Annotated in this window: 12 protein-coding genes; 2 read left to right on the top strand and 10 right to left on the bottom strand. The window is 55.7% G+C overall.

What is annotated here, in order from left to right:
- Positions 1-6: 6 nt before the first annotated feature.
- Complete coding sequence (gene fabB, locus ACLD3P_RS20330) at positions 7-1,221, bottom strand: beta-ketoacyl-ACP synthase I (protein WP_000817159.1); 1,215 nt, start codon at positions 1,219-1,221, stop codon at positions 7-9.
- A gap of 159 nt (positions 1,222-1,380) precedes the next feature.
- Here fabB and mnmC point away from each other — a divergent pair, with 159 nt between their 5' ends.
- Entirely contained in the window at positions 1,381-3,381 is a 2,001-nt protein-coding gene (gene mnmC / locus ACLD3P_RS20325) for a bifunctional tRNA (5-methylaminomethyl-2-thiouridine)(34)-methyltransferase MnmD/FAD-dependent 5-carboxymethylaminomethyl-2-thiouridine(34) oxidoreductase MnmC (protein ID WP_172957617.1), read from the top strand.
- Between the two features lie 51 nt (positions 3,382-3,432).
- On the opposite strand, the gene ACLD3P_RS20320 is transcribed toward mnmC, so the two are convergent.
- Genes ACLD3P_RS20320 through prmB form a run of 6 tightly spaced genes read right to left on the bottom strand, consistent with a single transcriptional unit; the run spans position 3,433 to position 7,979 of the window.
- Positions 3,433-3,708, bottom strand: a complete 276-nt coding sequence (locus ACLD3P_RS20320) for a YfcL family protein (protein ID WP_000559749.1) — start codon at positions 3,706-3,708, stop codon at positions 3,433-3,435.
- Between the two features lie 32 nt (positions 3,709-3,740).
- The gene (locus ACLD3P_RS20315; protein ID WP_001066345.1) at positions 3,741-4,289 is read right to left on the bottom strand and encodes an elongation factor P hydroxylase; all 549 of its coding nucleotides are present in this window, start codon (positions 4,287-4,289) and stop codon (positions 3,741-3,743) included.
- Positions 4,289-5,098 (bottom strand): sulfite exporter TauE/SafE family protein, encoded by an 810-nt coding sequence (locus tag ACLD3P_RS20310; protein WP_000368599.1) that lies wholly within the window; start codon positions 5,096-5,098, stop codon positions 4,289-4,291. Before ACLD3P_RS20310 ends, ACLD3P_RS20315 begins: the two co-directional genes overlap by 1 nt.
- The gene (mepA, locus tag ACLD3P_RS20305) at positions 5,098-5,922 is read right to left on the bottom strand and encodes a penicillin-insensitive murein endopeptidase (protein ID WP_000750428.1); all 825 of its coding nucleotides are present in this window, start codon (positions 5,920-5,922) and stop codon (positions 5,098-5,100) included. Before mepA ends, ACLD3P_RS20310 begins: the two co-directional genes overlap by 1 nt.
- Before the next feature lie 3 nt (positions 5,923-5,925).
- On the bottom strand, positions 5,926-7,011 hold the full coding sequence (aroC, locus tag ACLD3P_RS20300; protein ID WP_000918457.1) for a chorismate synthase: 1,086 nt from the start codon (positions 7,009-7,011) through the stop codon (positions 5,926-5,928).
- 35 nt (positions 7,012-7,046) lie between these two features.
- Positions 7,047-7,979 (bottom strand): 50S ribosomal protein L3 N(5)-glutamine methyltransferase, encoded by a 933-nt coding sequence (prmB, locus tag ACLD3P_RS20295; RefSeq protein WP_001542329.1) that lies wholly within the window; start codon positions 7,977-7,979, stop codon positions 7,047-7,049.
- Between the two features lie 165 nt (positions 7,980-8,144).
- Between prmB and smrB the strand changes: the two genes are divergently transcribed.
- Positions 8,145-8,696, top strand: a complete 552-nt coding sequence (gene smrB / locus ACLD3P_RS20290; protein ID WP_097362590.1) for an endonuclease SmrB — start codon at positions 8,145-8,147, stop codon at positions 8,694-8,696.
- A 99-nt stretch (positions 8,697-8,795) separates the two neighbouring features.
- Here the strand turns inward: smrB and sixA are convergent, their stop codons facing one another.
- The 3 genes from sixA to fadI all read right to left on the bottom strand — a co-directional run bounded on the left by sixA (position 8,796) and on the right by fadI (position 12,947).
- On the bottom strand, positions 8,796-9,281 hold the full coding sequence (sixA, locus tag ACLD3P_RS20285; RefSeq protein WP_001195801.1) for a phosphohistidine phosphatase SixA: 486 nt from the start codon (positions 9,279-9,281) through the stop codon (positions 8,796-8,798).
- 208 nt (positions 9,282-9,489) lie between these two features.
- Entirely contained in the window at positions 9,490-11,637 is a 2,148-nt protein-coding gene (gene fadJ / locus ACLD3P_RS20280) for a fatty acid oxidation complex subunit alpha FadJ (protein WP_131046830.1), read from the bottom strand.
- Positions 11,637-12,947 (bottom strand): acetyl-CoA C-acyltransferase FadI, encoded by a 1,311-nt coding sequence (gene fadI / locus ACLD3P_RS20275; protein WP_079905582.1) that lies wholly within the window; start codon positions 12,945-12,947, stop codon positions 11,637-11,639. The genes fadJ and fadI overlap by 1 nt, the downstream gene beginning before the upstream one ends.
- Positions 12,948-13,071: the final 124 nt, after the last annotated feature.

Here is a 13,071-nt window from a genome sequence, read left to right as displayed (position 1 = left end):
TCAGGCTTACAACTTACGCATCACCAGCGTGGCGTTGGTGCCGCCAAAACCGAAGCTGTTAGACATTACGGTAGTCAGTTCACGCTCGGTCGTTTCGGTCACGATGTCCAGACCCGCAGCCTGCTCATCCAGCTCTTCGATGTTGATACTCGGCGCGATAAAACCGTGCTCCAGCATCAGCAGAGAGTAGATAGCTTCCTGCACGCCTGCGGCACCCAGCGAGTGGCCGGTCATCGCTTTGGTTGCAGAAATTGCCGGGCTGTTATCGCCAAACACTTCACGGATTGCACCGAGTTCTTTCACGTCGCCTACCGGAGTAGAGGTACCGTGAGAGTTCAGGTAGTCGATCGGCGTGTCTACGCCGTGCATCGCCATCTGCATGCAACGTACTGCGCCTTCACCAGACGGAGCAACCATGTCTGCGCCATCGGATGTTGCGCCGTAACCGACGATTTCCGCATAGATATGCGCACCGCGCGCCAGAGCGTGTTCCAGCTCTTCGACAACAACCATACCGCCACCGCCTGCGATGACAAATCCATCACGGTGCGCATCATAGGTACGGGACGCTTTTTCAGGCGTATCGTTATATTTGGTGGACAATGCCCCCATCGCGTCGAACTCACAGGCCATTTCCCAGCACAGCTCTTCGCCGCCGCCAGCAAAAACGATGTCCTGTTTGCCCAGTTGGATCTGTTCAACCGCATTGCCGATACAGTGTGCGGAGGTCGCGCAAGCGGAGCTAATGGAGTAGTTCACACCATAAATTTTAAACGGCGTAGCGAGGCAGGCGGAAACGCCGGATGCCATTGCTTTCGTCACCACATACGGGCCCACGGCTTTCAGACCACGCGGGCTACGCATGGCGTCTGCGCCAAAGACCTGGAATTTCGGGGAGCCGCCGCCGGAACCTGCAATCAGGCCGACACGCGGGTTATTCTGATAGACTTCCGGCGCCAGACCGGCGTCGGCCACTGCCTGCTCCATAGACAGATAAGCATAGATGGAGGCGTCGCTCATAAAGCGCACGACTTTGCGGTCAATGAGGCCAGTGGTATCCAGTTTTACGTTGCCCCATACCTGGCTACGCATGCCGGCGTCCTTCAGCTCCTGAGAGAAAGTGATCCCTGAACGTCCTTCACGCAGAGATGCCAGGACTTCCTGCTGGTTATTACCGATGCTGGAAACGATGCCCAGGCCAGTAATCACTGCACGTTTCATTCAATACCTCTGTAATTCGCACTATTTTTAAGTTTCGATTGGCACAATAGCGTACACTTGTACGCCGAACAAGTCCGATCAGCCATTTAGTACGGAAATTTGCGCCGTCAGGCACACATCGTTAAGATCGCGATACCGCCCGTCAGACGAGTAACTTACGTGAAACAATACGCCATACAACCCGCCACACTCGAATTTAACGCTGAGGGTACACCTGTTTCCCGAGATTTTGATGATGTCTATTTTTCTAATGACAATGGACTCGAAGAGACACGCTACGTTTTTCTTGGCGGCAATCGTCTTGCGGAGCGATTTCCCGTACATTCACATCCATTATTTATAGTCGCGGAAAGCGGTTTTGGCACCGGACTCAACTTCCTGACGCTGTGGCAGGCGTTTGACGGCTTTCGTTCTGAGCATCCACAGGCGACGCTGCAAAGGTTACATTTCATCAGTTTTGAGAAATTCCCGTTAACGCGCGGCGATCTGGCGCTGGCGCACCAACACTGGCCGGAGCTCGCGCCCTGGGCGGAGCAGCTGCAGGCGCAATGGCCGCTGCCGCTCCCGGGATGCCACCGCCTATTGCTGGATCGGGGCCGGGTGACGCTGGATTTGTGGTTTGGCGATATTAATGAACTGACCGACCAACTGGACGCCACGCTGAATCAAACAGTCGACGCCTGGTTCCTCGACGGTTTTGCCCCGGCGAAAAATCCGGATATGTGGACGCCAAACCTGTTTAACGCGATGGCGCGGCTGGCGCGGCCCGGCGCAACGCTGGCGACGTTTACCTCGGCGGGTTTCGTTCGTCGGGGATTACAGGAAGCCGGTTTTACCATGCAAAAACGCAAAGGCTTCGGACGTAAACGCGAGATGCTTTGCGGAGTGATGGAACAACACCTCATGCCGACCCTTTCCGCGCCCTGGTTTTACCGCAGCGGAAGCGAAAAACGTGAAACGGCAATCATTGGCGGCGGCATAGCCAGCGCGCTGTTATCACTGGCGTTACTGCGTCGCGGCTGGCAGGTGACGCTCTATTGCGCAGATGATCAGCCCGCCCAGGGCGCTTCTGGTAATCGACAGGGCGCGCTTTATCCGCTCCTTAGCAAACATGACGCCGCCATTAATCGCTTTTTCCCGACCGCATTCACCTTTGCCCGTCGCCTGTATGATGCCCTGCCCGTCTCTTTTGATCATGACTGGTGCGGCGTGACGCAGCTCGGATGGGATGAGAAAAGCCAGCAGAAAATTGCCCAGATGCTGTCCCTGGCGCTGCCCGCCGAACTGGCCTCGGCGCTCAATGCCGAAGAGGCGGAACAGGCGGTTGGCGTGACGACACGCTGCGGAGGAATTACCTATCCGGCAGGCGGCTGGCTATGCCCGGAACAATTAACTCGCGCAGTCATCGCACTGGCGACCGAACAGGGTTTACAAACGCGCTTTCGCCATACGCTCACGTCGCTCGTTGCGCAGGAGTCGCGCTGGCAACTGCGCTTTACGTCAGGTGAAACCGCCAGCCATGAGACCGTCGTCCTGGCGAACGGCCATCAGATTAACCGTTTTGATCAGACCCGGCCGCTGCCGGTTTATGCCGTCGGGGGGCAGGTCAGTCATATTCCCACCACCCCCGCCCTCTCGGCGTTGCGTCAGGTGTTATGCTACGACGGCTATCTGACGCCGCAAAATCCGCATAATCAGCAGCACTGTATTGGCGCCAGCTATCACCGGGGCGACGAAAGCACCGTCTGGCGCGAAGAAGATCAGCGTCAGAACCGACAGCGTCTGCTTGACTGTTTTCCGGATGCGAACTGGGCCACAGAGGTTGACGTTAGCGGCAACAGCGCCCGTTGCGGCGTGCGTTGCGCCACCCGCGACCATCTGCCGATGGTGGGCAATGTCCCGGATTACCACGCCACGCTGACGCATTACGCCGATTTAGCCGATAATAAAACGTCGGCGGCGCCTGCGCCTGTGTATCCGGGTTTATTTATGCTCGGCGCGCTGGGATCGCGTGGTTTGTGCTCAGCGCCATTATGCGCAGAAATTCTGGCGGCGCAGATGAGTAACGAGCCGATTCCACTGGATGCCGGTACGCTGGCGGCGTTAAATCCAAATCGGTTATGGGTGAGAAAGTTATTGAAGGGAAAAGCGGTGAAGTAATGGGCCAGTCAATAGCGGAAGGCGGCAAGCGTCGCCTTCCGGCCCACGGCGTTATTGTTTTGCCTTGTCGAACAAATTGTCCCACATGGCTTTGACTAACGCCTGATCGCGCGGCGACAGTTCGCCGGCGCCGATCGCTTTTTCCAGACTTTGGCTAACGTTGGCATAGACCGCCTCGACGGAGTGGTCATCACCGCTCTCCAGCTCGGCAATGGCTAACGTCAGGTGGCCACGCAGGTATCCACTGGCAAAAAGCTCATCGTCGCTGGCGTGCTCTACCATATCGTCAATTAATGCCAGAATGCGTGATTCAAACTCCGCGATCATCTTCTTTCCTCATTGTAAACGTGGCGCTGGCTTTAATTAAGCGCTTCCGGCCACGGGAACTGTTCCGCCTTAAGTTCGGGCGTGTGATAGTAATTCTGTAGCGCTTTGATGAAGCGGGCCGGACGTTCAGGAATGCCCTGCTCCAGATACGCCATTACCTGTGCATGAACCCGGCGCTGAAACGCCACGCGATCCGGCTCAATATCGCCTTCCAGATTGTCGCAACTGACGTTAAAGGGATACCCCGCCGCCACGCAAAACAACCAGTCGAAAGCCTGTGGCTTCACCTCAACGTCTTCGAATTGACTTTGGGTCTGCGCGTCGCGTCCGTCCGGGCAGTACCAGTAACCAAAGTCAACCAGTTCGCGGCGCGCCTTACCGGCGATACACCAGTGAGAAATCTCATGCAGCGCGCTGGCGTAAAACCCATGCGCAAAGACGATACGGTGGTACGGTACCTGCGCGTCAGCAGGAAGATAGATCGGTTCGTCGTCGCCTTTAATCAGACGGGTATTAAATTCTTCGGCAAAGCAGCCGTTAAAAATCTCAATTAACTGTTCGTAATGGTGCGTATTGTTCATTAATTCATCCCCAACCAATGGAGGATCTCCTGTCCGTGGCTATCATAAAGTAACCTGGCGCTCATTACCGCCGAGACAATAACGATCATCGGTCTGATAAGCTTTTGGCCTTTGCTCAACACCAGACGCGACCCCATTCGCGCCCCTAAAAACTGACCAACCAGCATCACGAAGCCCGTCGCCCAGATCACTTTGCCGCCGATGATAAATAACAGCAGGCCGCCAACGTTGGAGGTAGCGTTAAGCACTTTGGCATGTGCCGTGGATTTCGCCAGGTTATAGCCACATAAGGTGACAAACGCCAGAGCGTAAAACGACCCGGCGGCAGGCCCGAAAAAGCCGTCGTAAAACCCGACGCATCCCCCGGCTATCAGCGCGAACGGTAATCCATACAGGCGGCGCTGGCGATCTTCCTCGCCCAGCTTCGGCATCAATAAAAAATAGAGGCCGATGAAAATCACCAGGATGGGCAAGATCTGGCGCAAAATATCCGCCTGCACGTGCTGCACCAGCAGCGCGCCGCTCATCGAGCCAATGAACGTCATCAGAATATTGAGCTTTTGCTCGGCCAGGTTTACCACTTTACGGCGAATAAAATAGAGCGAAGACGAGAGGGAGCCGCCGCACGCCTGTAATTTATTGGTCGCCAGCGCGTTTGCCGGCGACATCCCGGCGGCCATCAGCGCAGGGATAGTGAGCAGCCCTCCGCCCCCGGCGATAGAATCGATAAATCCTGCCAGTACGGCGACAAAAAACAGCACCACCAGCAGCAGCGGGGAGACCATAAACAGATCATAAAAATTGTCCATCAGAGTACATGCTCATCCAGTAGCGCCTGGCAGGAAGGCGGCAGCGGCGGCGGTGTCTTCTTCTCAGGCTTTGTGGTGCCAGGTTTTGGCGGTTCGAACCAGCTTTGCAGTTCAGCGCCGCATCCATCGCCCGGCGGGGGTAAAGGTTGATCTTCGCACTCCAGGCTGTCGGCAGGGCAGCGTAAACGCACGTGCATATGCGCGCGATGCTGGAACCAGGGGCGTACTTTACGTAGCCAGTCACGATCGTTTCCGGCATCGAGGCAAAGCTGTTGTTTAATAGCCGGATTGACGAAAATACGGGTGACGTCATTGTCTTGTGCCGCCAGTTTGATCAGACTGGCGATATCCGACGACCAGCGCGACGGCACGACATGTTTACCGTCGCGGGACACCAGATCTAACGCCTGCGGGCGCAATAGCTGCGCCTGGCTCCAGCGCGTTTTCGGCAACTGCAAGAAAATATCCACATCAAGCCCGGTCTGATGACTGGCGTGTCCGCCATTAAAGCGGCCTCCGGCAGGCATCCCCATGTCGCCTATCAGGACGGTTCCGAGCCCCCGTTGCTGCGCCTGATGACTCAACCGCTGGATAAACATGACCAGATCCGGGTGGCCGAAATAACGGCGCTGATCGGTGCGCATCACCTGATAATTATCGGACTGTACCGGCAACGTGTCGGCGCCAATGATGCATCCGTTGGCAAAGCTACCGATAGACTGGGCGGCGCCGGGGACAGGATGAGTTATTTTCTGCCACGGCGTCGCCGCCAGGCTGGCGCTACTGACAAACCATGCCAGCAGCGCAATCGCGGTTTTTTTCATTTCTTACCAGCGTGGAATCTCTGTCTTTACATCCGCATTCTGTGCCCGATGGCGCAGCAGGTGATCCATCAGCACGATCGCCAGCATGGCTTCTGCGATCGGCACTGCGCGAATCCCCACACACGGATCGTGGCGCCCTTTGGTGATCATCTCGACTTCTTCGCCCATCCGGTTGATCGTACGTCCCGGCACGGTAATGCTGGAGGTAGGTTTCAGCGCCATATGCGCCACAATGTGTTGCCCGCTACTGATGCCACCGAGGATGCCGCCAGCGTGGTTGCTCTGAAAACCCTGCGCCGTGATTTCATCGCGATTCTGGCTGCCGCGCAGCGCCACCACGTTAAATCCTTCGCCTATCTCCACGCCTTTCACCGCATTGATGCTCATCAGCGCATGGGCAATGTCCGCATCCAGTCGGTCAAATACCGGTTCGCCAAGCCCTGCCGGCACGCCGCTCGCCATCACCGTCACTTTCGCGCCGATGGAGTCGCCCTCTTTTTTCAGCGCGCGCATCAGTTCGTCCAGCGCGTCAAGTTTGTCTGCATCGGGACAAAAGAACGGATTAAGCTCAACCTGACGCCAGTCTTTAATCTCCAGCGGAATGTCACCCATCTGGGTCAGGCAGCCGCGGATTTCGATACCGAACTTTTCCGCCAGGTATTTCTTGGCAATCGCCCCTGCCGCTACGCGCATCGCGGTTTCACGCGCGGAAGAACGTCCACCGCCACGGTAATCGCGCAGGCCGTATTTCTGCTCATAGGTGTAATCCGCGTGTCCCGGACGAAAAACATCTTTAATCGCGCTGTAGTCCTGCGAGCGCTGATCGGTGTTTTCAATCAGCAGGCCAATGCTGGTGCCGGTCGTCACGCCATCAAACACGCCGGAGAGAATTTTTACCTGGTCCGGTTCGCGGCGCTGGGTAGTATAGCGCGAGGTGCCGGGGCGGCGTCTGTCGAGATCGTGCTGCAGATCGGCCTCCGTCAACGGGATGCCGGGCGGCACGCCATCGACGATACACCCAAGCGCCAGCCCGTGTGATTCGCCGAAAGTGGTTACGCGAAAGAGTTGTCCAATTGTGTTTCCTGCCATCACGGCTCCGTTATCGTTGTTGTCGTTTGCGTGTTTTAATCTTTATAAATATTGAAATGTTCACGGGCCGCGAGCAACTGCGCTTTGGTCAACATAAAGACGCCATCGCCGCCGTTGTCAAACTCCAGCCAGGTGAACGGCACATCCGGATACTGCTCCATCAGATGTACCATGCTGTTTCCGACTTCACAAATCAGAACGCCGTCATCGGACAGATAATCCGGCGCATTCCCCAGGATACGGCGGGTCAATTTGAGGCCGTCAGTGCCGGACGCCAGCCCCAGCTCAGGTTCGTGGCGATATTCGTTCGGCAGATCGGACATATCCTCCGCATCGACATAAGGCGGGTTAGTGACAATCAGATCGTACTGAACTTTCGGCAGATCGCGGAACAGATCGGAACGGATTGGCGTCACGTGATGGATAAGACCGTGTTCTTCAATGTTATGCTCGGCGACAGCCAGCGCATCCGGCGAAATATCGACCGCATCAACCTCTGCGTCCGGGAAAGCATAAGCACAGGCGATGGCGATGCAGCCGCTACCGGTACACATATCCAGAATATATTTCGGCTGTTGGCTAATAAGGCCGGCGAAGTGGTTATTAATCAGCTCGCCAATGGGCGAACGCGGCACCAGCACGCGCTCATCGACATAAAATTCGTGGCCGCAGAACCAGGCTTTATTGGTCAGGTAGGCGACCGGGATACGTTCGTTAATGCGACGAATCACTCGCTCGACAATGCGGTGTTTTTCGCTGGACGTCAGCCGCGCGGTTCGCATATCTTCCGGAATATCCAGCGGCAGATAAAGAGACGGCAACACCAGTTGTACCGCTTCATCCCACGGGTTATCGGTACCGTGTCCATACCAGATATTCGCCGCGCTAAAGCGGCTTACCGCCCAGCGCAACATGTCCTGAATGGTATGCAGTTCACTTACTGCTTCATCGACGAAAATTTTATCCACGTATTCCTCCAGGGCATGCTCGCATTAAATTCGGCGGCTAGTTTGCCACGAAGACAGGGATAAATCAGCATTGACGCGGCGGGAGAATACGAAAAATCCGTTTTGACCGTTCGGATATCCTCCGGGTCGGGTAAACTAAGGCAAAAGATCAGACGAGACCCACGAATGAAAAAGAAAACATCGCTCAGCGAGGAGGACCTGGCGCTGTTCCGTCAGCTGATGGTCGGCACCCGAAAGATTAAACAGGATACTATCGTCCATCGGCCACTGCGCAAGAAAATCACGGAAGTCCCTACCCGAAGGTTAATTCAGGAACAGGCGGACGCCAGCCACTATTTTTCTGATGAGTTCCAGCCGCTGCTCAATACGGAAGGGCCGGTAAAGTATGTCCGTGAAGATGTCAGCCATTTCGAGCTAAAAAAAATGCGCCGCGGCGACTATTCGCCAGAACTGTTTCTGGATTTACACGGCTTAACGCAGCTTCAGGCCAAGCAGGAATTGGGAGCGCTAATTGCCGCCTGCCGTCGGGAACATATTTTTTGCGCCTGCGTCATGCATGGACACGGTAAACATATTCTGAAACAGCAAACGCCGTTATGGCTGGCGCAGCATCCGCATGTGATGGCCTTTCATCAGGCACCAAAAGAGTACGGCGGCGACGCCGCGCTGCTGGTGTTGATTGAAGTGGAAGAGTGGCAACCGCCCGAATTACCCTGATGCGGAATTGCCGGATGGCGGCGCAAGCGGCTTATCCAGCCTACGAACAGCCAGCGCTGTCGTAGGCCTGATAAGCGAAGCGCCATCAGGCAGCAAAGATTAAATCGCTTTCGCCATTTTCAGATTGCAGGGACTCATTTGCCAGTTGAATGTCCCCTTGCCGCTTACATCAAGCGTAACGTTGGCAATTGCGGACGTCGTGAACATCGGCGGCGTTTCGCCCGGACAAAGCTCAGATACCAGGTATCCGACCAGAGGTAAGTGAGAGATCACCAGCACCGATCCGATCTCTTCATTGGCCAGCGCCTGGAGGTAGGCGCTGACCAGACCGACATCGCCACAGGGCGTTAGCTCCGGCAGGACATCCACCTGAGCCGGCAGATTCATACAATCGCCGACCACATCTAACGTCTGTTCGGCCCGAAGAAACGGACTCACCAGAACACGTTCGATATCCACTTTTTGACCTTTCAGCCAGTTCGCCATCAGGCGAGACTCGTCACACCCACAAGGGGTCAAGGGACGAACCGAATCACTGGCGGCATCGAGGGCTGCGTCGCCGTGACGCATGATAAAAACTTGCATATTGCACCGCTTTTGTTAACCAGTTTCACCAACACGCTTACCACATGCCCCTATTGGCTGCGGCAAAAATGCGGTGGCCGGCATTGTGCCTTATCCATTCACCGAATGAAACGCTGTTTTTTACCTCAATGGCGTAAGTATAGTCAATCCTTGATTATTATTTCGCCATTAAGGAAGCATTCAGTGCGGATTCATATTCTCTTTGACCTCAATTTCCCTGGTCAGTTTCCCCATTCGTCCAGAAATGCTCCCTGCGCTCCGCCATGCGCACTAATTGTTCACAAGGCGCGTAACGAGGACCGTAAAGTGCGGCCAGGCGCTGTAATGTCGCCACCATTTCACCCGGCCCGAGAGCATCCATATAGCGGAACGGGCCACCGAGGAACGGCGGAAAACCGATACCAAACACGGCGCCGATATCGCCATCGCGCGCGCTGCGAATCACTTTTTCGTCGAAACAGCGCGCCGCTTCGTTAAGCATTAACATGACACAGCGCTCTGCCACCTGCTGCGCAGATAGTCGACTCTGCCCTTGCACGCCAATAAGCTTATAAATAGCAGGGTCAACCTGTTTTTTGCTTTTACGCCCTTTTTCGCCATAAAGATAGAAACCGCGACCATTTTTTCTACCTTTGCGATCGTCATTCAAAATTGAAGCGACAACATTTGCAGGCGCGCTAAAACGTTCTCCATACGCCGCCTCAAGCACAGGAATAATTTTAGTGCCCGTGTCGATTCCTACCTCATCCAAAAGTTGGATTGGCCCCACCGGAAAACCAAATTTTACCAGGGCGGCGTCAATATGTTCGACACGTTCGCCTTCAGTCAGCATCCGAATCGCCTCATTGATATATGGCGCAAGAATTCGGTTAACATAAAACCCGGCTTTATCGCTGACGACTATCGGGGTTTTACCCTGTTTTTTCGCCAGCTTAACGGTCGTGGCGATGGTCTGCGCGGAAGTAGACGCGTGAGGAATGACCTCAACCAGCGGCATTTTCTCGACCGGGCTAAAAAAGTGCAATCCAATCACCTGTTCCGGTCTGGCCGCATTCGCCGCAATATCGCCAATCGGCAGGGAAGAAGTATTGGAGGCAAAAATGGTGTGAGCAGCGCAATTTTGTTCCACTTCCGCCACCATCTGTTGTTTTAACGGCAGATCTTCAAACACCGCTTCAATGACCAGATCACGATGACTGAAACCACGATAATCTGTCGAACCTGATATCAACGCCAATTGTTTATCGCGTTCGCTGGCTTTGATATGGCGGCGGCGTACTTTTGTTTCAAGCAGATCCCAGCTGTACTTCAGAGCATGATTGATCCCCTGAGTATTTATATCCTTAATTCGTACTGGCAATCCGCCTTTACAGGCCGTAACCCAGGCGATACCGCCGCCCATTAACCCGCCGCCTAAGATGCCCATGCTGTTCAGCGGGCCGGGCGGCGCATCGCTACCGGGATCTTTTTTCACCTCGGTACTGGCAAAAAAAACAGCGCGCAGCGCCTGCGATTGAGGCGTCATCGCCAGCTCGCCGAAAGCGCGCGCTTCCGCGTCATAGCCGCTACTGCTGCCCTGCGCCAGTCCAGTTTCAATCACATCAATGATCCGCTCCGTCGCCGGATAATTACCCTGCGTTTTTTGCGCCGTCTTTTTACGCACCAGGCGAAATAACAGCGCGCGTCCCAACGGCCCCGCCAGGATACGTTCCCGGACCGGTAATGTCCGCTGCGCCAGACGTTCTTTTTTAGCCAGCTCGACAGCCGCTTCCAGTAAAATGGTTTGCGGCACCACATCATCAACCAGCCCGGCTTTAAGCGCCTGTCTGGCGCGAAGCTGTTTACCTGTCAGGATCATATCCAGCGCGGTACTGACCCCCACCAGCCGTGGAAGTCGCTGCGTTCCGCCCGATCCCGGTAAAAGCCCTAACTGTACCTCCGGCAGTCCGAGAACGGTTTTAACGTCGTCGGTACAGATACGCCGATGGCAGGCCAGCGCCATTTCAAGACCGCCCCCCAGGCAGGCGCCGTGAATGGCAGCGATAACCGGAACAGGCAACGCCTGGATCTCCGCCATCAGTTGTTGCCCCTGACGCGCCAGCGTTTCCGCTTCCTGCGCGTTTTGGCAGTGGCCTATCATGTTGATATCAGCGCCAGCAATAAAGTTATCTGCTTTGGCTGAGATAAAAACAACGCCCTGCAACGCTTTATTTTCCCGGATTTGCTTCAGGATGGCGCGTACCTGCGCGGCAAACTCCGCTTTCAGGGTGTTCACCTTTTCTCCAGGGACATCAATAGCGACAACCGCGACATTATCCAGACGCACGTTAAGCATAAAAGCTGATGTGGTAGTCATTATTCCGCCTCCAGAACCATCGCCGCGCCAAGACCGCCAGCCGCGCAGGCCGTGACCAGGCCAAAACCTCCGCCCCGACGCCGTAATTCGTGCAACGTTTGGGTTATCATCCGCGCGCCCGTTGCGGCAAAAGGATGCCCGTAGGCGATTGAGCCGCCGAGCACGTTGAATTTAGCGTCATCCACCTCCCCTGTCGCCTGCGCACGACCAAGCACCTCACGGGCAAATCGTTCGCTGCCCAGCAGTTGTAAGTTCGCCAGAGTCTGAGCGGCAAACGCTTCATGCATGTCAAAAAGCGTCAGATCGGCCATCGTCAACCCGGCCCGCTCCAGCGCCAGCGGCGTTGACCAGGCCGGCCCCAATAGCATGTCCTGCCAGACATCAATAGCGGTAAAGGCGTAGCTGCGCAGATAACCAAGCGGGTGCAGCCCCAGCTCTTTAGCGCGGGATTCGGTCATCAGAATAACGGCGGCAGCGCCGTCGGTCAGCGGTGTACTATTGGCGGCGGTCACGGAGCCATGTTTTCTGTCAAAAGCGGGACGCAGTTTAGCGTAGTCCGCCAGCGTGGAGGTGCCGCGAATGTTGTTGTCTTCTGCAAAGGGGTTTTTATACGGCGGCACATAGGTCGTCATCACTTCTTCCGCCAGTTTGCCATCCGCCCATGCCTGCGCGGCGCGCTGATGTGAACGATGCGCCAGAGCGTCCTGCTGTTCACGCGTAATACCATACGTTTTCGCCATCTGTTCGGCGGTATCGCCCATGCGCAGACCGGTGGAATACTCAGCAACGGCGGGAGGAACGGGCAGCAGGTCGCGTAAGCGCAGACGAGAAAAAAGCGTCAGCCGTTGGCGGGTCGTCCGGGCTTTATTGACATCAACCAGTACCCGCGCCAGGGCTTTACTCACGCCTATTGGCAGTACCGACGACGAATCCGCGCCGCCAGCGATACCGGCGCGTATCGCGCCGGCCATCAGGCTTTCCGCCACATTCGCTACCGCCTGAAAACTGGTGGCGCAGGCGCGGCTTACGCTATAGGCATCGGTATGAACATTCATCCCCGTACCCAGCACAATTTCGCGCGCAATGTTGGGCGCTTCCGGCATTTGTACTACCTGACCAAAAACCAGTTGCTCAATGGCATCAGCTGGAATTTCACTGCGCGCCAGCAGCTCGCCTACCACCATCTTGCCGAGATCAACAGCGGGAATACCATGAAATGCAGTGGCCTGACGAGCGAAGGGGGTTCGTAACCCACTGACAATAGCAATGCGATCGCCCTGGCGGGTGACCAACGGTAAAGCCTGACGCATAGTACTCCCCTGTAAAAAAATAAATTAGTGGTCTGACCTGATCACAGTCTTAACCAATTTTTTACATTTAGCCAAGCAGAGAGAAAAGAAAGTGGGAGCTAAGGCACAGTGAAGGGAAGCGACA

The organism is Salmonella sp. 741265073_HBA (assembly GCF_046569105.1).
In the GTDB taxonomy this organism is placed as follows: Bacteria; Pseudomonadota; Gammaproteobacteria; order Enterobacterales; family Enterobacteriaceae; genus Salmonella; species Salmonella enterica.
This window is presented reverse-complemented; position numbering and strand designations above follow the sequence as displayed.

Coding starts and splice junctions, on each gene's coding strand:
- fabB (WP_000817159.1), bottom strand. CDS start 1,221: ATGAAACGTGCAGTGATTACTGGCCTGGGCATCGTTTCCAGCATCGGT.
- ACLD3P_RS20320 (WP_000559749.1), bottom strand. CDS start 3,708: ATGATCGCGGAGTTTGAATCACGCATTCTGGCATTAATTGACGATATG.
- ACLD3P_RS20315 (WP_001066345.1), bottom strand. CDS start 4,289: ATGAACAATACGCACCATTACGAACAGTTAATTGAGATTTTTAACGGC.
- ACLD3P_RS20310 (WP_000368599.1), bottom strand. CDS start 5,098: ATGGACAATTTTTATGATCTGTTTATGGTCTCCCCGCTGCTGCTGGTG.
- mepA (WP_000750428.1), bottom strand. CDS start 5,922: ATGAAAAAAACCGCGATTGCGCTGCTGGCATGGTTTGTCAGTAGCGCC.
- aroC (WP_000918457.1), bottom strand. CDS start 7,011: ATGGCAGGAAACACAATTGGACAACTCTTTCGCGTAACCACTTTCGGC.
- smrB (WP_097362590.1), top strand. CDS start 8,145: ATGAAAAAGAAAACATCGCTCAGCGAGGAGGACCTGGCGCTGTTCCGT.
- sixA (WP_001195801.1), bottom strand. CDS start 9,281: ATGCAAGTTTTTATCATGCGTCACGGCGACGCAGCCCTCGATGCCGCC.
- fadJ (WP_131046830.1), bottom strand. CDS start 11,637: ATGACTACCACATCAGCTTTTATGCTTAACGTGCGTCTGGATAATGTC.
- fadI (WP_079905582.1), bottom strand. CDS start 12,947: ATGCGTCAGGCTTTACCGTTGGTCACCCGCCAGGGCGATCGCATTGCT.